17 protein-coding genes are annotated in these 18,659 nt (G+C 64.8%); 8 read left to right on the top strand and 9 right to left on the bottom strand.

Going from position 1 to position 18,659, the window contains the following annotated elements; genetic code table 11:
• The first annotated feature begins 81 nt into the window (after positions 1 to 81).
• From ACT4OC_RS26335 to ACT4OC_RS26325, 3 genes are all read left to right on the top strand, one after another.
• A complete protein-coding gene (locus ACT4OC_RS26335; RefSeq protein ID WP_444841970.1) occupies positions 82 to 954 on the top strand; it encodes an SDR family oxidoreductase in 873 nt (290 codons plus the stop codon).
• A gap of 139 nt (positions 955 to 1,093) precedes the next feature.
• Positions 1,094 to 2,671, top strand: a complete 1,578-nt coding sequence (locus ACT4OC_RS26330; protein ID WP_444841969.1) for a fatty acid--CoA ligase — start codon at positions 1,094 to 1,096, stop codon at positions 2,669 to 2,671.
• A gap of 146 nt (positions 2,672 to 2,817) precedes the next feature.
• A complete protein-coding gene (locus ACT4OC_RS26325; RefSeq protein ID WP_444841968.1) occupies positions 2,818 to 3,342 on the top strand; it encodes a DUF1097 domain-containing protein in 525 nt (174 codons plus the stop codon).
• Positions 3,343 to 3,479: 137 nt separating this feature from the next.
• On the opposite strand, the gene ACT4OC_RS26320 is transcribed toward ACT4OC_RS26325, so the two are convergent.
• Entirely contained in the window at positions 3,480 to 3,953 is a 474-nt protein-coding gene (locus ACT4OC_RS26320) for a GFA family protein (RefSeq protein WP_444841967.1), read from the bottom strand.
• 244 nt (positions 3,954 to 4,197) lie between these two features.
• Positions 4,198 to 5,472 (bottom strand): acyl-CoA dehydrogenase family protein, encoded by a 1,275-nt coding sequence (locus ACT4OC_RS26315; protein ID WP_444841966.1) that lies wholly within the window; start codon positions 5,470 to 5,472, stop codon positions 4,198 to 4,200.
• Between the two features lie 221 nt (positions 5,473 to 5,693).
• On the opposite strand from ACT4OC_RS26315, the gene ACT4OC_RS26310 reads away from it, so the two are divergent.
• Positions 5,694 to 6,473 (top strand): enoyl-CoA hydratase-related protein, encoded by a 780-nt coding sequence (locus ACT4OC_RS26310; RefSeq protein ID WP_444841965.1) that lies wholly within the window; start codon positions 5,694 to 5,696, stop codon positions 6,471 to 6,473.
• A 128-nt stretch (positions 6,474 to 6,601) separates the two neighbouring features.
• Here the strand turns inward: ACT4OC_RS26310 and ACT4OC_RS26305 are convergent, their stop codons facing one another.
• The 3 genes from ACT4OC_RS26305 to ACT4OC_RS26295 are packed head-to-tail and all read right to left on the bottom strand — an operon-like array spanning position 6,602 to position 8,811.
• Complete coding sequence (locus ACT4OC_RS26305) at positions 6,602 to 6,979, bottom strand: DUF6285 domain-containing protein (protein WP_444841964.1); 378 nt, start codon at positions 6,977 to 6,979, stop codon at positions 6,602 to 6,604.
• A 60-nt stretch (positions 6,980 to 7,039) separates the two neighbouring features.
• Positions 7,040 to 8,023 carry a phosphotransferase family protein gene (locus ACT4OC_RS26300; protein ID WP_444841963.1) on the bottom strand — a complete coding sequence of 328 codons (984 nt, stop codon included), beginning with the start codon at positions 8,021 to 8,023 and terminating at the stop codon, positions 7,040 to 7,042.
• Positions 8,020 to 8,811 (bottom strand): enoyl-CoA hydratase/isomerase, encoded by a 792-nt coding sequence (locus ACT4OC_RS26295; RefSeq protein ID WP_444841962.1) that lies wholly within the window; start codon positions 8,809 to 8,811, stop codon positions 8,020 to 8,022. The genes ACT4OC_RS26300 and ACT4OC_RS26295 overlap by 4 nt, the downstream gene beginning before the upstream one ends.
• 158 nt (positions 8,812 to 8,969) lie before the next feature.
• On the opposite strand from ACT4OC_RS26295, the gene ACT4OC_RS26290 reads away from it, so the two are divergent.
• Both ACT4OC_RS26290 and ACT4OC_RS26285 read left to right on the top strand, forming a co-directional pair.
• Positions 8,970 to 9,749, top strand: coding sequence for an SDR family NAD(P)-dependent oxidoreductase (locus ACT4OC_RS26290; RefSeq protein WP_444841961.1), 780 nt, complete (start codon positions 8,970 to 8,972; stop codon positions 9,747 to 9,749).
• Positions 9,750 to 9,761: 12 nt separating this feature from the next.
• On the top strand, positions 9,762 to 10,379 hold the full coding sequence (locus ACT4OC_RS26285) for a flavin reductase family protein (protein ID WP_444841994.1): 618 nt from the start codon (positions 9,762 to 9,764) through the stop codon (positions 10,377 to 10,379).
• 109 nt (positions 10,380 to 10,488) lie between these two features.
• Here the strand turns inward: ACT4OC_RS26285 and ACT4OC_RS26280 are convergent, their stop codons facing one another.
• The gene (locus tag ACT4OC_RS26280; RefSeq protein WP_444841960.1) at positions 10,489 to 11,244 is read right to left on the bottom strand and encodes an alpha/beta fold hydrolase; all 756 of its coding nucleotides are present in this window, start codon (positions 11,242 to 11,244) and stop codon (positions 10,489 to 10,491) included.
• A gap of 114 nt (positions 11,245 to 11,358) precedes the next feature.
• Positions 11,359 to 12,246, bottom strand: a complete 888-nt coding sequence (gene yghU, locus ACT4OC_RS26275; protein ID WP_444841959.1) for a glutathione-dependent disulfide-bond oxidoreductase — start codon at positions 12,244 to 12,246, stop codon at positions 11,359 to 11,361.
• Positions 12,247 to 12,526: 280 nt separating this feature from the next.
• Between yghU and ACT4OC_RS26270 the strand changes: the two genes are divergently transcribed.
• The gene (locus ACT4OC_RS26270) at positions 12,527 to 13,660 is read left to right on the top strand and encodes a nitronate monooxygenase (RefSeq protein WP_444841958.1); all 1,134 of its coding nucleotides are present in this window, start codon (positions 12,527 to 12,529) and stop codon (positions 13,658 to 13,660) included.
• Positions 13,661 to 13,807: 147 nt separating this feature from the next.
• Positions 13,808 to 15,316, top strand: coding sequence for an acetyl-CoA acetyltransferase (locus tag ACT4OC_RS26265; RefSeq protein WP_444841957.1), 1,509 nt, complete (start codon positions 13,808 to 13,810; stop codon positions 15,314 to 15,316).
• Here ACT4OC_RS26265 and ACT4OC_RS26260 read toward each other — a convergent pair.
• Positions 15,313 to 17,340, bottom strand: coding sequence for a methyl-accepting chemotaxis protein (locus ACT4OC_RS26260; RefSeq protein ID WP_444841956.1), 2,028 nt, complete (start codon positions 17,338 to 17,340; stop codon positions 15,313 to 15,315). The genes ACT4OC_RS26265 and ACT4OC_RS26260 overlap by 4 nt on opposite strands.
• A gap of 95 nt (positions 17,341 to 17,435) precedes the next feature.
• Positions 17,436 to 18,659: helix-turn-helix domain-containing protein (locus tag ACT4OC_RS26255; protein WP_444841955.1), on the bottom strand; the 1,224-nt coding region annotated here is incomplete at its 5' end.

The raw sequence follows: 18,659 nt of genomic DNA, 5'->3' as shown, positions 1-18,659 counted from the left end.
CTTTACACAAAGGCCGTCATTCGGGTTTAGTCAATCGACCAATTAACAAATCCCCCTTCATACGGGACATGGGTGGAAACGATGTTCAACGATCAGCTTCTCGCCGGACGGCGCATTCTCGTGACCGGCGGCGGAACCGGCCTCGGCAAGGGTATGGCCGCCAAATTCCTGCAACTCGGGGCCGAGGTGCATATCTGCGGCCGCCGCAAGATCGTCTGCGACGAGACGGCGACCGAGCTGATGGGCGAGTATGGCGGGCGCGTGGTCAGCCACGGCGTCGACATCCGCAACGCGCTTGCCGTCGACGAGATGATCGAGCAGATCTGGGCCGGCGGCCCCCTCACCGACCTCATCAACAATGCGGCCGGCAATTTCGTCTCGCGCACGCAGGACCTTTCGCCGCGCGGTTTCGACGCGGTGGCCAACATCGTGATGCACGGCACGTTCTACGTGACGCATGCGGTGGGGCGGCGCTGGATCGCGGGCAAGCATCCCGGCAACGTCGTCTCCATCACCGTGACCTGGGTGCGCAACGGCAGCCCGTTCGTGGTGCCGTCGGCGATGAGCAAGTCGGCGATCCACGCCATGACGATGTCGCTGGCGGCGGAATGGGGTCGCTACGGCATCCGCCTCAACACGATTGCGCCCGGCGAGATTCCGACCGAAGGCATGAGCAAGCGGCTCAACCCCAACGACCAGCCCGGCGCGCGCACCATCGCGCGCAACCCGATGGGCCGTGTCGGCAAGATGGAGGAGCTGCAGAACCTCGCCGTGTTCCTGATCTCCGGCGGCTGCGACTGGATCAGCGGCGAGACCATTGCGATGGACGGCGCCCAGGCGCTTGCCACCGGCGGCAATTTCTACGAGATGCGCGAATGGTCGGACGCCGACTGGCAGCAGGCGCGCGACGCGATCAGCGCGCAGAACGAGAAGGATCGGGCGAAGAGAGCCTGAGCTCCCTCGCCGTCAATGCGAGCGAAGCGAAGCAATCCAGCTTCCCTTCGCCGCTGCACGAAAGCTGGATTGCTTCGTCGCTTCGCTCCTCGCAATGACGTGGTAGCATCACAACAAACAACAACATCTCGGGAGAAACATGTCCACGGCAGCTCCGGCAAACCTCGCCGACATGGTGCGCGCGCAGGCGAAGAACCGCGGCAATGCCGAGGTCTACGAATTCGAGGGACGGAAGACCACGTTTGCCGAGTTCGACGTCAAGACCAACCGCGTCGCCAATGCGCTGATTGCGCTGGGCCTGAAGAAGGGTGACCGCATCGCCTATCTCGGCAAGAACAGCGACCTCTATTTCGAGCTCTTGATGGGCGCGATGAAGGCCGGCGTGGTGATGGCGCCGGTGAACTGGCGGCTTGCAGGTCCCGAAGTCGCCTTCATCGTCGGCGATTGCAAGGCGCCGGCGCTGTTCGTCGGTCCCGAGTTCATCGCACAGGTTCGCAACATCAAGGCGGAACTGCCCGATGTCAGGCACATCATCACGACCGAAGGCGGCGCGCCGGAGTGGCAGGATTTCACCGCCTGGCGCGACGCGCAGAGCGGCGACGATCCCAGGGTGAAGATCGAGCCGAAGGACGTCGCGATCCAGCTCTACACGTCAGGCACGACAGGCAAGCCAAAGGGCGCGATGCTCTCGCATGCCAACTTCCTCAACCTGGTGCAGACCGGCAGCGAGGCCGAGAAGCCGGAATGGAACAAGTGGACCACCGACGACGTGTCGCTGGTGGCGATGCCGATCTTCCATATCGGCGGCTCCGGCTGGGGCGTGATGGGGCTCTATCACGGCGCCAAGGGCGTGATCGCGCGCGAGTTCGATCCGACAAGAGTGCTCGACTTCTTCGAGCAGTCCGGCATCACGAAACTCTTCATGGTGCCGGCGGCGATGCAGTTCGTGGTGCGGCAGCCGCGTGCGCGGACGATGGATTTCTCGCGGCTGAAATACATGCTGTACGGCGCATCCCCAATTCCGGCGGCGCTATTGAAGGAATGCATCGAAGTCTTCAAATGCGGCTTCGTGCAGATGTACGGCATGACCGAGACAACCGGCACCATCGTGGCGTTGCCGCCGGAGGACCACATCGAGGGGCTCGACCGCATGCGCTCGGCGGGCAAGGCCCTGCCCGGCATCGAGCTCGCGATTCTCGATCCTGACGGCAAGCCGCTGCCGCCGGGCGAAGTCGGCGAGATCGCCACCCGCTCGGGCTCCAACATGGTCGGCTACTGGAACCTGCCGGAGGCGACCGCGAAGACGCTTGGCCCAGACGGCTGGCTGCGCACGGGCGATGCCGGCTACATGGACAAGGACGGCTATCTCTACATCCACGACCGCATCAAGGACATGATCATCTCCGGCGGCGAGAACATCTATCCCGCCGAAGTGGAGAGCGCGCTATGCGATCACCCCGACGTGGCGGAAGCCGCCGTGATCGGCATCCCGGATGACAAATGGGGCGAAGCGGTAAAGGCAGTCGTGGTGATGAAGCCCGGCAAGAGCGCCGATGCCACCGACATCATCAATTTCGCCCGCACGCGGATCGCCGGCTACAAGACGCCGAAGACGGTGGATTTCATCGAGGCGCTGCCGCGCAATCCGTCGGGGAAGATTCTGCGGCGGAATTTGCGCGATCCCTATTGGGCGGGGAAGGACCGGCAGGTGAATTGAAGCCGCGATTGCGCGAGACTCGACGAGTCCATCACTTCGTCTTTGCGATGCGTCGGCCTACGACTACAGTACTATACCGGGCAGGATGAAGGTCCACGAAAGTCACTGCCGCGCCATTCCTGTCGGCGCACCAGAGGGGAAACGTCATGGACCTTATCACTGCGTTGGCGGTGAGCATTAGCGTGCTCGGAGCCATAGCTGCATATCTATTTCTTTCGCCGATCGGCATGGGATTGCAGATCTGGGCTGCCTTTCTAGGCTGGGGTTCCTTCTATCATTGCGGCGGCAAGGAAGCGGGGCTCGGTAAGACAATTACGCACAACGTGTTCGGCGCGTTCATCGCATGGGTGCTCCTGCTGATGGTGACGCAGATCCCACTGGGCGCATCGCTGGGTGTTCCGCTTTGGGCAGCCATCTGCGTTCTCATCACGGTGTTCATCGCCGTCTACGCCGCCAAAGCGTCGGCGCTCTCCGATATTCCGGCGACCGTCATCGGGTTTGCCCCGACCGTCGGACTCGCGCTAGCCGGCAACAAACTCGGCGCCGTCACCGCCGCCTCGCTGGAAAATCCCTTTGTCAACGTCGCGATCTCGCTCGTTGTTGGCGCGGTGTTCGGCTACGTATCCGAGAAAGTCGCTGGCGCGCTGGTCAAGAAAGTAGCCGGCGCGTGACTGTCGGACGCGCGACGCGAAGCGACGATGCAATCGATGGCTTTGCGCGCGGACAGATGGATTGCTTCGCGGAGCCTGTCATCGGGCGCGCGTTCGCGCGACCCGGTGGCTCGCAATGACGGTGGTGAGAGCCGCCCCTACTTCTTCATCTTCTCCCGCACCGCACGGTGGCGGGCCCTGGCTTCATCCGACCAGACCTCGGCGGGATTGTCGTAGAATTCGGCATAGGCCTTCGCGCCCGGCGGCAATATCACCCACGGCTGTTTTGTCGACGTGAAGATGTGGACGTCCGGCGGGCACTGGCTCGGATCATCCATGGTGCCGACGCGCACGAACCGCACCGCCGGCCCCGAGCCCGGATAGTTGCTCCAGACCGCGACCTTGCACACCGGACAGCGCGCGATGCGCTGGCCCTTGCCGCTGGCCGAGGGCGTGTCGATGATCTCGGGCTCGGCGCCAATATGCTCGACGCGGTCGGCCTCGTATAGCGCATTGAGGGCGTGCACGGTGCCGGTCTCGCGCTGGCACCAGCTGCAATGGCAGGCGTGCACGATCATCGGCTTGCCGTGGAGGCGATAACGAATATTCCGGCACGTGCATCCACCTTCCATCGCTCGCTCCTGGCCTAGTCGTTTCGCAGGTTCCCTTCACCTCTCCCTTGGGAGAGGTCGGAACGCATCGGCAGATGCGTTCCGGGTGAGGGGTTAAGCTCTATCATATGACGAAAGAGCCCTCACCCGGCGCTTCGCCACAGCCGAAGCTTCGCTTCGGCGTCTCTTAAGAACGGCCGCCAAGGGCGGCCTGTGCCTCTCCCCGATGGGGAGAGCTGGAGAGCCGTGCTCGATCTAACCTCATTCAATATTTCCCCGCCCCCATATAGCCGAACAGGAAGCCGGCCACTTTCCGCTTCTGGATCTCCTCGCTGCCTTCGGTGATGCGGTAGCGGCGGTGGTGGCGGTAGATGTGCTCGAACGGCTTGTGGCGGGAATAGCCCATGCCGCCATGCACCTGCATGGCGCGGTCGGCGGCCTCGCAGCAGAGCCGGTTTGCCCAGAAGTTGCACATGGAGACGCGGTCGGACAGCGTGTGCTCGACTTGCGCCTGCGTCAGCTGGTCCATCTCCCAGGCGGTCTTGCGGATCAAAAGGCGCAGCATCTCGGCTTGGGTCGCAAGCTCCACCAGCGGCCACTGGATGGCCTGGTTCTCGGCCAGCGCCTTGCCGAACGGCTTGCGCTCGCGCGCGTATTTCACACTCTCATTGATGCAGTAGACAGCGGCGCCGAGCGAGCTTGCCGCCTGGCGGATGCGGTTCTCATGCACGAAGCATTGCGCCAGCGACAGACCGCGGCCGACCTCGCCGAACAGCGCATCGTCGGGCACGAACACGTCCGTAAAACTGACGCGCGGGTGATCGGTCGGCATGTTGAAGGTCCACAGATATTGCTCGACCTTCACGCCCGGCGATTTCGCCGTCACCAGGAAGCAGCTGATGCCGCGCGCATCGCCGTCATTGCCCGACGTGCGCGCGAACAACGCGCAGTGGGTGGCGACGTGCATGCCTGTCGTCCACATCTTCTCGCCGTTGATGATCCAGCCCTTGACGTTGTCGCGCGTCGCCGGCACCGCCCTGGTTTCCATATGCGTGGCGTCGGAGCCGTGCTCGGGCTCCGTCAGACCAAAGGTGATGCGATACTTGCCGGTGATGGAACCGTCGATCATCGCTTTCTGCTCGTCGGTGCCGTAGCGGTCGAGCATGGTGACGAGGGGAAGATTGCCGACGATGGAGTGCTCGTTCTGCAGGTCGTTGTGCAGGCCTAGACCCTTTGCCGCAAAGTGCTCGCGGATCACGGCCATCCAGAGGTTGGAACCGTCCTTGCCGCCGTATCGCTTCGGGATCGCGAAGCGCAAATGGCCGGCGGCGTCGGCCAGGTTCTTCGCCTTGCGCAGCAGCGCTTCCCATTCATGGCGCGGCAGGCCGCCATTGTCGAAATCGGTGCGCGCCCATTCGCGGCGATGGTCGAAGAATCGGATGTTGTCGTCGGCCTCCTCCAGCGGCTTGATCTCGCGCTCGATGAAGCGGTCGAGTTCGGCGAGATAGGCAGTGAGGTCGGCAGGCAGGTTGAAATCCAAGGCGTCTCTCCCGAAAACCATTGCTTGTCGGCGCTTGCGTTTAGACGCTACGCAGCGCGGCTGTTCAGGATCGATTTAGCGGAGATGGCGCTTTCCAAGTCAAGCAAGGGAATCGGCCTTGGCATGCGCGGGGGCGTTGCGTAATTGGATGGCATCGGGCCGTTGGCCGGCGCTACACTTAGCGCGAATTCTTCGCCACAGAAAATCAAGAGGGAGACGAAATGGACCTGAAATTTTCCAAGGTGACGCGCAAGGGGCCGATCACGACCATCACGCTGTCCCGTCCGGAAGTCTACAACGCGCTGCATATCGATGCGCATTTCGAGCTCGACAAGGTGTTCGACGATTTCTCCGCCGATCCCGAGCAGTGGGTGGCGATCGTCACCGGTGCCGGCGACAAGGCGTTCTGCGCCGGCAACGATTTGAAATGGCAGGCGGCGGGCGGCAAACGCGGTTGGGACAAGGGCGGCTTTGCCGGCCTGACCTCCCGCTTCGACTGCGACAAGCCGATCATCGCTGCGGTGAACGGCGTCGCCATGGGCGGCGGCTTCGAGATCGCGCTCGCCTGCGATCTCATCATTGCCTCGGAGAACGCGACCTTCGCCCTGCCCGAACCGCGCGTCGGCCTTGCCGCACTCGCCGGCGGCGTGCACCGCCTGCCGCGCCAGATCGGGCTGAAGCGCGCCATGGGCATGATACTCACCGCGCGCCACGTCAGCGCCAGGGAAGGCTTTGACCTGGGCTTCGTCAACGAGGTGGTGCCGGCGGGCGAAGCGCTCGCGGCGGCCGAGCGCTGGGCGGAGACGATCGCCAGGAACTCGCCGATGTCGATCCGCGCCTCGAAGCAGGCGATCCAGAAGGGGCTGAACGTGTCGCTGGAGCAGGCCATCGCCGAGCAGCGCGACTATCCGGCCGTGAAGGCGATGGCGGCGTCGCAGGACTACATCGAGGGCCCGAAGGCATTCGCGGAGAAGCGCCCGCCGAAATGGCTGGGGCGGTGACCGCGCTCAGCGCGGTCATTCCGGGGCGCCTCGAAGAGGCGAACCCGGAATCTCGAGGTTCCCCGATGCGCAATTGCGCATCTGAGGTCTGGTCCTTCGGACCATCCCGGAACGACGTGGGGAAACCGCTACGCCTTATTCCCCAATTCCCTCTTGTACGACGCATAGTTCGGCTGATCGACCGCGAGTTTGTCCATCGTGGTCTGCCAGAGATGCTCCTTCAGTCCGGGCGTACTCAAATCCACCTCGCCTTTGGCGATCTTCTCGGCCAGCGCGCGGTTGAGTTCCGTTACCGAGCCGTCGATGCCGAGCAACGCTTTCAGCCGCACGGCTTCCGCGGCGTCGCCCGGTCCTTCCTGCGCGAGCTGGCGCGTGACGAGGTCGAGCGCGTTGATGCCGACGCGAAGCTTGAAGGCGTTGTGGCCCTTGACGGCGGGCGCGATCTCGGTACGGAGGAAATCCGCAACGGCCTTGATCAGTTCGGTGGGTGTCGGTTCGTCCTGCACGCTAGCCTCCTCTTCCATTGCGCATGATCTTATCCGAAAATCGGTTCCCACTTTTCGGGATCATGCGCGCGGCGCGAGCAATCTCAGCAAATCGATCTCCGTCTCCGAGGCGCGGCGGCCGATCATGGCGCGCTCCATGGAATGGTCGGGGCCGCTGCGGAAACGCTGCATCATGCCGCAGCACATGATGCCCCAGCGCAGCGTGCCCATGACTTCCCAGAACATGACGCGATCGGGAACGACCTTGCGGCCGGCTTCCTCGTAACCCGCAAACAGATCCTCGCGCGAGCCGAAGCCGCCGACCGGCTTGTCGATCTCGCCGAAGCGCCAGGAATTGACGCAGATCCAGCCGAGGTCCTCCATGGGGTCGCCGAGATGCGCGAGCTCCCAGTCCAGCACCGCGCGCACGCCGTCGGGACCGATGATGAGGTTGCCGTGGCGGAAATCGCCATGCACCAGCGTGACCTCGCGCGACGCGCCCGGATCGTGGTCGGCGAGCCAGCGCAGCGCCAGCTCGAACACCGGCCGCGGCCGGTCGAAACTGCGGTACTCGCGCCCGAGGTCGGCGATCTCCTGTGTCGAAGTCATGCTGCGCAGCTTCGGCAGCTTTGCCTGCGGCAGCGAATGAATGCCGGCGGCGACCTTGCCGAGCTGGCGCGCCAGCAACGGGCGCGCCTTGGCGAATTCCTCGTCGCGCAGGATCTTTCGCGCGATGGTTTCGCCCTCGACGCGCGCCATGATGAAGCCGCGGCCGAGCCCCTCCTCCTCTTTCAGCACATGCAGCACGCGCGGCGACGGCAGGCCGGCGTCAAAGGCGAGCTGCATCAGCGTCGCCTCGGCATCGAGCCCCGCGGCGCGCGATGGCGAGGCGCCATAGCCCGGCGGCGCGCGGCGCAGGATCGCGCCGACATTGCCGGAGGGATGGACGATGTCGAACGTCCACGTCTCCTGGCTGGCGCCGCCGGAAAGTTTGGCGGCGCCGGCAACGCCGCTCGCACCGGGATAGAAGCCGGCGACACAGCGTCCGAGATCGGCCTCGATCATTTGCCCTTGAACTTTGCGGGGCGCTTCTCGAGGAAGGCGGTGACGCCTTCCTTGAAATCCTCGGCGCCGCCGGCGATGCGCTGCGATTCGAATTCGAGGTTGAGCTGCTCCTCGAAAGAATTTTCCGGGCTGTCCCAATAGAGCTTTCTGATCAGCGACAACGCCACCGTCGGCCCGCTCGCAAGCTCGTTCGCGAGCTTCATCGCCTCGTCCATCAGCGCGGCGTCGTCATGGACGCGGTTGACGAGGCCCCATTCCAGCGCCTTCTCCGCCGGCAGCCGCTCGCCCATCAACGACAGCTCGATGGCCCGCGCCTTTCCGACGAGACGCGGCAGCAGCCAGGTCGAGCCGCAGTCCGGCACCAGGCCGATGCGGCGGAACGCCTGCAGGAAATAGGCCGAGCGTCCGCACAGGATCATGTCGCCCATCAAGGCAAAACTCATCCCGGCGCCGGCGGCGGGGCCGTTCACCGCCGTGACGATCGGGCAATGCAGCTTGCGCAGCCGGCGCAGGAACGGATGGAACGCGGTCTCCAGCGCCGCACCCGCGTTGCTGCGGCCCGGCTTCTGCTGGCTGCGGCCCTGAAGGTTGGCGCCGGTGCAGAAGGCGCGGCCCGCGCCGGTGATGACGAGGCAGCGCACGTCGGCCCGCCTTTCGTCGATCTCGTCGAGCGCTTCGGCAAGCCCGCCCAGCATGTCGATCGACACGGCATTCATGACTTCCTGATGGTCGAGCCGGAGGATCGCGACCGATCCATCGAATTCCAGCGTGACGTGCTTGAACTGCATTGTTTCCTCTCGGGGTGCTTCCCGCGTTTTCCGCGCGGTGGGTTTCGCACCCATATTTGATTTTTGAAGCGGGCTTGTCCATGGTTGGGCCAGAACGTCACCCTGCGCCGAATGCACATCTAGAGCCCGGCGCGAGAAATGAAAACAAGGAAACGCCAATGAGCATCTTCGACCTCACCGGCCGCACGGCCGTCATTACCGGCGGCAATGGCGGTATCGGGCTCGGCATCGCGCAGGCACTTGCGTTGAGTGGCTGCAACGTCTCGATCTGGGGCCGCAACGCCGAGAAGAACAAGGCCGCCGCCGCGACGATGGCCGCAGGTCCCGGCAAAGTCCAGGCGCTGGTCTGCGACGTCACCGACCCCGCCTCGGTGAAAGATGCGATGAAGGCTACGCTCGACAGCTTCGGCCGGGTCGACGGCTGCTTCGCCAATGCCGGCATCGGCGGCGGCGGACGGCGCGCCTTCATCGACCGCACCGAGGAAGAGTGGCGCCGGATGTTCGCAACCAATCTCGACGGTGTGTTCCATGCCTTCCAGGCCGCGGCCAGGCACATGACCGAGCGTGCGGAGGCCGGCGACAAGTTCGGCCGCCTCGTTGCGACGTCCAGCCTCGCCTCGCTGTTCGGCACCGCGCGCAACGAGCATTATGCCGGCACCAAGGCGGCGCTGAACGCGCTGTGCCGCGCGCTCGCGGTGGAGCTGGCGCGCTACGGCGTCACAGCGAATGCCATCCTGCCCGGCTGGATCAAGAGCGACATGACCTCCGGGCTGATGGCCAACGACAAGTTCGTCGCCAATGTGATGCCGCGCATTCCGGTGCGCCGCTTCGGCGAGCCCTCCGATTTCGGCGGCATCGCCGTCTACCTGATGAGCAAGGCCTCGTCCTATCACACCGCCGATTGCTTCGTGATTGACGGCGGCTACACGGCGTTCTGAGAGCGCACCATGGTGGAATATGCGCCATCCGATCTCAGCCAGCGCGAGCGCTACAAGGTGCTGACGTCGTTCGTGCTGCCGCGGCCGATCGCCTGGGTGACGACGGTCGGGCCCACGGGCGTGGTGAATGCCGCGCCGTTCAGCTTCTTCAACGTGTTCTGCGAGGCCCCGCCACTCTGCATGTTCGCGTCCAACAACCGGGCGGACGGAAGGCCCAAGGATACGCTGGTCAACATCCGGCGCAGCGGCGAGTTCGTGGTCAATCTCACCGACGAGCCGCTGGCGCAGGCGATGCACGAATCCTCGGGCGATTTTCCACCCGAGATCGGCGAGCCGTCCTGGCTCGGTTTGAAGCTCGCGCCCTCCTCCAAGGTGGCGGTGCCGCGGCTAGCCGATACGCCCTGGGCGATGGAGTGCAAGACGTGGAAGATCATCGACGTCAACGGCGACCGCGTGCTCGTCATGGGCGAAGGCGTCAACTTCCATATCCGCGACGAGCTGTGGGACCGCGAGGCCATGCGCGTACACATGGAGCGCTATCATCCGATCGGGCGCATGTTCGCGGATCGTTATTGCCGCACGGATGACCGGGTGATCTTTCCGGCCGCGCAGGGGCCTGTGGGGAAATAGCACCGTCATTGCGAGGAGCGAAGCGACGACGCAATCCAGCTTTCTTGTCGCGATGAAGGCAAGCTGGATTGCTTCGCTTCGCTCGCAATGACGGCAGAGATACCGGTGATCAAGCCCCCGGCCGGTGCGCGCGCAGGAAGGAGCGGATCTGCCGCACCGCCAGCGGCACCCGCTCGGGCGGCTCCTTCCATGGAAACATGCTCACTTCCGCGTTCGGCGCCAGCAGCGCGGTCTCCATGGCGACCGCGTAGGGGTGCGCCGGGATATCGTCGGGCAGGATCAGCACCGGTGTTTGGCAGCTCTTTACGAAATCGCGCGTCACGGTGAACACGAAATCCGGATTGGTGCGGTACATCCGCGTCAGGAATCTCTCCGCCCGCTCCATGGTGATGTCGCTCCGGCGCTTCACCAGCTCCGGCGCCCAGCCGGTCATGTTGGCGTCGTAGAAGTAATCGCGCAGCTCCGGCCGCGAGCCGCTCGGCATCGCCAGCACGGCGGCGGCGACGCGGTCGGGCGCACGCTTCAGCAGATTCCAGATCAGGGGGCCCCCGATGCAGAAGCCGAGCACCATGAATTTCTGGCAGCCGAGATGATCCATCAGCGCGAGCTGATCGTCGGTGTGGGAATCCCAGGGACGATCGATCTCGAGCGGTCCTGAGGATTGCCCGGGCGGCGCGTTGCGCAGGTCGAAGGCGACGCAGCGGTACTCGTTGGAAAATTCCTTCATGGCGTTGAACGGCGGATACGGACCGGTGATGCGCTCGATGCACGAATTCAATCCGCCGCCGGCGATCAGCAGCAGCGGGTAGCCGCTGCCTGCTTCCTCGTAGTGGATGCGCACGGCGCCTTTTTCGACGAAGCCCATGGTGTCCCCCTGTTGCAGCTGCGTAGGGCGGATTAGCCGTCAGGCGTAATCCGCCATTCTCGTTTACGCGCGGCGCGGCGGATTACGCTTCGCCAATCCGCCCTACGTTTTTTGTCACTCTTTCGCGGGCTCGCCGATCTTGTCCTGCGTCCTGGTCTGGAAGTCGCCGGCGTCGTGGCGCTCGTGCAGCTGGCTGGCCGGATCGCCCCAGGTGCGGTTGACCATGCGGCCGCGCTGCACTGCCGGACGCTTGGCGATCGCATCTGTCCAGCGCTGCACGTTCTTGTAGTCCTGCACGGAGAGGAATTCGCCGGCGCCATAAAGCAGCCCCTTGGCGAGCGCGCCGTACCATGGCCACACGGCGATGTCGGCGATCGAGTAATCGCCCCCGGAGAGGTATTCGACTTCGCCAAGCCTTCGATCGAGCACGTCGAGCTGGCGCTTCACTTCCATGGCGTAGCGGTCGATGGCGTATTCGATCTTGCTCGGCGCATAGGCATAGAAGTGGCCGAACCCGCCGCCGAGGAACGGCGCACTGCCCATCTGCCAGAACAGCCATGAGAAACATTCGGCGCGTGTCTTGGTGTCGACCGGCAGAAAGGCGCCGAATTTCTCCGCCAGGTAGACCAGGATGGAAGCGGACTCGAACACGCGGATCGGCTCCTTGCCGCTGCGATCCATCAGCGCGGGGATTTTCGAATTCGGGTTGACTTCGACAAAGCCGCTGCTGAATTGCTCGCCGTCGATCTTGATCAGCCAGCCGTCATACTCGGCGCCCTTGTGGCCGAGCTCGAGCAGCTCCTCAAGCATCACGGTGGCTTTCACGCCATTCGGCGTCGCCAGCGAATAAAGCTGCATCGGGTGACGGCCGACCGGAAGATCTTTCTCATGCGTCGGTCCGGCGATCGGGCGGTTGATGGCAGCGAACCTGCCGCCACTCTCCTTGTTCCAGGTCCAGACCTTGGGCGGTTCGTAGGCGTTCGTTGGAGGGGCGTCGCTCACTTCTTCACTCCAGATTGGATTTCGTCATTCCGGGACGATGCAAAACATGGACATCGACGAATTCTCCCGAAATTGTTCTTGCTTGGCCGACAGCATTCTCTGCGCAGCGTGAAAGCGCAAGACGCAAAACTGCCGTTCCGGCCTGCGGAATTGGCTGTAGGCACGTAGAACAACGGGCCATGCGCCGGCCGCTTGGCTTTCCCGCCCGGGATGGGCTAGCGTTCCGACAGCCACGCAAATCAAGAACGAGCGCCGCCAAGGCCGCCGCCGGGAGAGAAACATGAAATCGCCGATCTGTGACATGCTGGGCATCGAGTTTCCCCTGTTCGCCTTCAGCCATTGCCGCGACGTCGTCGCCGCGGTCAGCCGCGCCGGCGGCTTTGGCGTGCTCGGCGCGACCGCGCATTCGCCGGAGACGGTGGAGCAGGAGCTGAAATGGATCGACGAGCACGTCGACGGCAAGCCCTACGGCGTCGACGTCCTGATCCCCGAGAACATCTCGACCGCGGGCGAGAAGGACGTCACCTGGAAGAGCCTGGAAGCGCGCATTCCGCAGCAGCATCGCGACTACACCAAGAGCCTTCTCAACAAGTACGGCATCGAGCTGCAGACCACGAATGTTGCCGACAACCAGCCGCAGCCGTTCGATGCGCGTCGTGCCATGGAGGTGCTTGAGGTCTCGTTCAGCCATCCGATCCGCCTGATCGCGAACGCGCTCGGCGTGCCGCCGACGGAAATGATCGCCATGGGCAAGAAGCACGACGTGCCCGTCGCGGCCCTGGTCGGCGCCAAGGAGCACGCGGTACGGCAGGTCGCAGCGGGCGTCGACATCCTGGTGGCGCAAGGCACCGAAGCGGGCGGGCACTGCGGCGAAGTCTCCACCATGGTGGTGGTGCCCGAAGTGATCAAGGCGGTGAAGGGCATCCGCGACGTACCGGTGCTGGCGGCCGGCGGCATCATGACGGGCCGGCAGATGGCGGCCGCGATGGCGATGGGCGCCGCCGGCGTGTGGACGGGATCGGTGTGGCTGGCGACGGTAGAGTCGGAAACCACCGAGATATTCCGCGAAAAGATGATCGCCGCCTCCTCGCGCGATGCGATCCGCTCGCGCGGCCGCACCGGAAAACCGGCGCGGCAGCTGCGCTCGGTGTGGACCGACGCATGGGACCGCGCGCCGGAAAGTCCGGGCGCGCTGCCGATGCCGCTGCAGAGCATCATCAGCCGCGACGCCTTCAACTCGATCGACCGCGCCGCCGCCGCCGGCAACGCGCAGGCGCGCGACCTCGTCAGCTATTTCGTCGGCCAGGGCGTCGGCCTCGTCGACAGCGTGAAATCGGCCGGCGCCGTGGTGCAGGAATTCAAGGAAGAGTTCATCGAGGCCGTCGAGCACATGAACTCGCTGGTGGCGGAGTAGCCACCGCCATCACGGCAACCACCGCCGTCATTGCGAGCGAAGCGAAGCAATCCATCCATCGGCTCGCGGAGCTATGGATTGCTTCGTCGCTTCGCTCCTCGCAATGACGAATGAGGCAGCAATCGTTCAATGGAAGCAAAAACAAGAATGGCTAACATCCCCGAAGACCGCATTCCCGTCATCGTCGGCGTCGGCGAAATCGTCGACCGGCCGAAGGAAATCGCCGCCGGTCTCGAACCGCTCGCGCTGCTCGAAGAAGCGCTCAGGCGCGCAGAGGCGGACTCCGGCGCAAGACTGCTCGGCGAGATCCAGTCGCTCGACGTGGTCAATTTCCTGAGCTGGCGTTACCGCGATCCGGAGAAACTGCTGGCTGCGCGGATCGGCGCAAAGCCGGCGCATTGCTATTACGGCCCGGTCGGCGGCGAAAGTCCGATCCGCTATCTGCACGAAGCGGCGCAGCGCATCGCGCGCGGCGAATGCAGCGTGGCGGCGGTGTGCGGCGCCGAGGCGCAATCGACCGCGACCAAGGCCGAGCGCGCAAAAGTCACGCTGCCCTGGACGCCGTTCGCCCATGACGTGGAAGAGCCGAAGCGCGGCGCGGCGTTCCAGAAGCCGCTTGCCGTCAAGCTCGGCGTGTTCCGGCCGATCACGGTGTATCCCCTCTACGAGAGCGCGACGTCGGCGCATTGGGGGCAGACGCCGGGCCAGGCACTGGCCGAATCCGGCGAGCTCTGGTCGACCTTTGCCGGCGTCGCGGCGCAAAACCCCAACTCATGGCTGAAGAAGAAGTTTGCACCGGACGAGATCACGACGCCGACGCCGGACAACCGGCTGATCGCCTGGCCTTACACCAAGCTGATGGTCGCCAATCCCAGCGTCAACATGGGCGGCGCGCTGATCCTCACCAGCCTTGCCAAAGCGCGCGCGGCCGGCGTGCCGGAGGACCGCATCGTCTACGCGCTCGGCGGCGCGTCGGCGGACGAGCCGCGCGACTATCTGGTACGTGACCAGTTCTTCGAGAGCCACCCGCAGAACGCGGTGCTGAAGGCGATCATGGATCTCGTCGAGGGCGACGGCCGGAAGTTCGACGCCATCGAGCTCTACAGCTGCTTCCCCGTCGTGCCGAAGATGGCGCGGCGCACCCTCGGCCTCGGGCCCGACGTGCAGCCGACGGTGGCCGGCGGCCTCACCTTCTTCGGCGCGCCGCTCAACACCTACATGACGCATGCGGCCTGCGCGATGGTGCGCAAACTGCGCGGCGGCGGCAGGCTCGGCCTGCTCTACGGCCAGGGCGGGTTCGTCACCAAGCATCATGCGCTGGTGCTGTCACGCACGGCGCCGAAAGCGGCGATCGCGCAGGATACCAGCGTGCAGGCCGAGGCCGACCGCAACCGGCGGAGGGTCCCCGACTTCGTCACCGAGGCCGCCGGCAAGGGCAAGGTCGAGGCTTTCACGGTGATCTACCGCGGCAATGGCGAGATCGAGCATGGCGTCACCATGCTGCGCACTGAGGACGACCGCCGGACGCTCGGGCGGATTCCGGCCAGCGATACCAAGACGCTGGCGCATCTCCTCAACATGAACCGCGCGCCCGTCGGCACGACAGGTGACATCGTCACCGCCGACGACGGCATGCTGGAGTGGCGGGTGGCTTAGGCCGCCCGCACACTATCGAGGAACTTGCCGACCTCGTCCTTCAGCCGGCTGCTGTCGCCCGACAGCGACTGTGCCGCGGCCAGCAGCTGCGAGGAGGCCGATCCGGTCTCGCCGGCGCCGCGCTGCACGTCGGTGATGTTGGAGGAGACCTGCTGCGTGCCGTGGGCGGCCTGCTGCACGTTGCGGGAAATCTCCTGCGTCGCAGCGCCCTGCTCTTCCACGGCCGCGGCGATGGTCGAGGAAATCTCCGACAGCTTCTCGATGGTTGCGCTGATCTCCTTGATAGCGCCAACCGACTCTTCGGTGGCGCCCTGGATGCCGGTGATCTGCTGGCCGATCTCGCCGGTCGCCTTCGAGGTCTGCTCGGCCAGCGCCTTCACCTCGGAAGCCACCACCGCAAAGCCGCGGCCGGCTTCGCCCGCCCGCGCCGCCTCGATGGTGGCGTTGAGCGCGAGCAGATTGGTCTGCGCGGCAATGGTGTTGATCAGCTCGACCACGTCGCCGATGCGGGCGGCGGCCTTGGACAGCGCGCTGACGCGCTCGTTGGTCCGGCGCGCCTGATCGACCGCCTCGCCCGCCATTCGCGCCGATTCCTGCACCTGCCGGCTGATCTCGTTGACCGACGACGACAGCTCTTCCGTGGCGGAAGCCACCGACTGCACGTTGGTGGAGGCTTCCTCGGACGCCGCCGCCACCAGGGTGGTGAGCTCCTGCGAGCGCTCGGCGGTTTTCGTCAGCATCGTCGCCGACGTCTCCAGCTCGGTCGAGGCCGAGGATACGGTCTCGACGATCTCGCCGACCGCGCTTTCGAACCGGTCGGCCAGCCTGACCATGTCGGCGCGGCGGCGCTCGGCGGCGATCTGGTCTTCCCTCGTCTTGGTCTCGGCCTCGTCGTGCGCCTTCTGTTCGGCGTTCTTGCGGATCACCGTCACGGTCTTGGCGAGGTCGCCGATCTCGTCGCCGCGGCCAGCGCCGGGAATCACGACGTCGAGGTTGCCGCCGGCCATTTCGCCGAGCGCGCCGTTCAGCCGCGTCATCGGACGCGCGACGCCGAAGAACGAGAATATGACCGAAGCGATCAACGCGATCACCGTCAGCGCGCCGATCGCCAGGCTGATCCGGCTGGCCCGGGCGACGACGGCGGCCGCCTCCTCGCGCGAGGCCCTGGCGTTCTCCCGCGAGATCCCGACCTGGGCGTCCATCAGGGCGCCGGCCTCCTCCACGAGCTTCACCGCGCGGCCCGCGATCTCGGCCTTCAAGGCCTCGGTCTTCACGGATTGATCGGTGACCTCGAGAAAGCGCGTGATGATCTTGCCCAGTCCATCGACCAGCTCGTGAAGCTTCTTCTCATCGCTCCGGTCCCGCGTCTGCTTGAGGAGCGTTGCAAGCTGCGTCTTGTTGTGGCCGATGGTGTTGACCAGCTTGGTTTCGCCGGTGGCGCCAAAGCGCCAGACCAGCGCGCGCAACGCATTGACCTTGGAATCGGCCTGATAGAACAGCCCCTCGATTTCCAGCTGGTTGTCGATACGCGCGAACACGGACGAGTTGAGGCTGTTCTGGAACGCCCGGTACCATTCCCCGGAAATCGTGTCCCGCTTCTCGATCTCCTCGAGCGAGGTCCTTTGCGCCGTGGCGAGCTCCTCGACGCCCTCGGTGTAGGAATCCATCAGGGACTGGATCTTCTCCAGCCGATTCTTGATGTCCTTGCTTTGCGCGCTTTGCAGCGTCTCGTCGAGCACCTTCTTCTGAGCCGATTTGAAGCGCTGCATTTCAGCCAGATTCCTGTTGACCTCGTCCGCCGTCCTGGCGAGGCGAATGGTGCGTTCGGAGAGCTGGATCATCCGCAAATCGAGCTCGGCGGCGGAAGCGCCGTCGATCACGCGCTGGGAGCGGGCGGTGCGCTGGTTGGCGGCGGCAATCTCGGCTTCGGACATCATTTGATTGGCCACCAGGCCAACCGAGAACAGCACGCCGACGGCGCCGGCAAGGCCAAGCTTGTTGCCGATGCGATTGAGCTTGATCATTCTGCGAACCCCGATCCCCAAAGCAAAAATCGGTGGTCCTGAGGCCCTGCTGACGCAACCTTCGCGGTTTTGGCGGCAAGCTAGCCGACCGTTGGTTAACGGAGGGTTCCGTAAGGTTGAGATTGCCAGCGGTCGGCCGGCAGGCTCTGGCCCCGCCGGGGAGCCTCCAGGGTCTGCTGCGGCGTCTCGCCGAACAGCTCGCGGTAGAGCGCCCGGAACTCGCCCATGTGCCAGAAGCCGTGGGCCAGCGCGATCGCCTTCAAGCTCCCGGCCGTGGCGCCCTGCACCAACTGCTGCCGCACGCTCCAAAGCCGCCGCAGCCTGATGTAGCGGTGCATGCTCATGCCGCGGATGGCAACCACCGCGTTGTTCAGTGTCCGCACCGGGACACCGAAGGTCCTGGCGAGATCGGCGCTGTAAACCACCTTCCCTGCGTTGTGCTGCAGGAATTCATCGAGCCCGCGCACAAGGTGCAGATAGTCGTTGAGGTCCACGCGCCCGGCAACGCCCGGCAGCGAGGGCGTTTGCAAGACATGATCCGTCGCCCGCAGCAGCGATTCCTCGAGCTGGTCGATCACCTGCGGCTGCGCCAGCAGATCGGCCGAGTTCGATGCGAGCAGGAGAATGTCGCGCGTCACCGACCGAAGCGCCGCCAGCGCGGCCGGTTGCGCCGCGATGAGCCGGGCTCCGGCCACCTCGCTCGGCCAGCCGCGATCCTCGATCGCATCGAACTTGATCAATGCGCTCAGATTGGCGTGCGGCTCGACGATCTCGCAAGTCGCCTGGCCCTTGACGAGCAGCACTGACGATGGCGGGGCCTCCACCCCGTCGATGATGGCGGACACCGTGTCGTCTATCCCGAAGCCGATGATGGCGCCGGTTGAGATGTATCGCGCCTGCAGGATGCGCGGGAAGCTGCGTTGCAGGTAGATCGAGCAGGACTTGAGCGTCACCGCCGCGAAGCTGGCGGCAAAATCCCGCCAGTGCAGCGGAATGCTCCTGTGGTCGCCCAGGCTTTCGATGCTCCGGAAATGATCGAAATCCGGAGAGCGATGGATGGTCAGGACGCGAGAACTCAGCAACTGGTCAAGCACGGGATTGCGCCATCCTGGGGCCGCCGGCGGTGGCGGTCGAATCGGACCTTCACCAGCGTACCGGCCGCGAAAAGCGGCGGCAACGAACACCGTATTCTTTGTCGGTAGCGCGTGATCTGTCGCCTGTTTGTAGCTCGTGAAGTGTCGTGTTTTTGGTGCCCCAGAACAAAGGGGGCACGATGGGCACGGCATCCATTCACGAGGGTGTACGACGGATGCGATTTT

The sequence above is a fragment of the Bradyrhizobium sp. genome, assembly GCF_052389815.1.
Taxonomy (GTDB): domain Bacteria; phylum Pseudomonadota; class Alphaproteobacteria; order Rhizobiales; family Xanthobacteraceae; genus Bradyrhizobium.
This window is presented reverse-complemented; position numbering and strand designations above follow the sequence as displayed.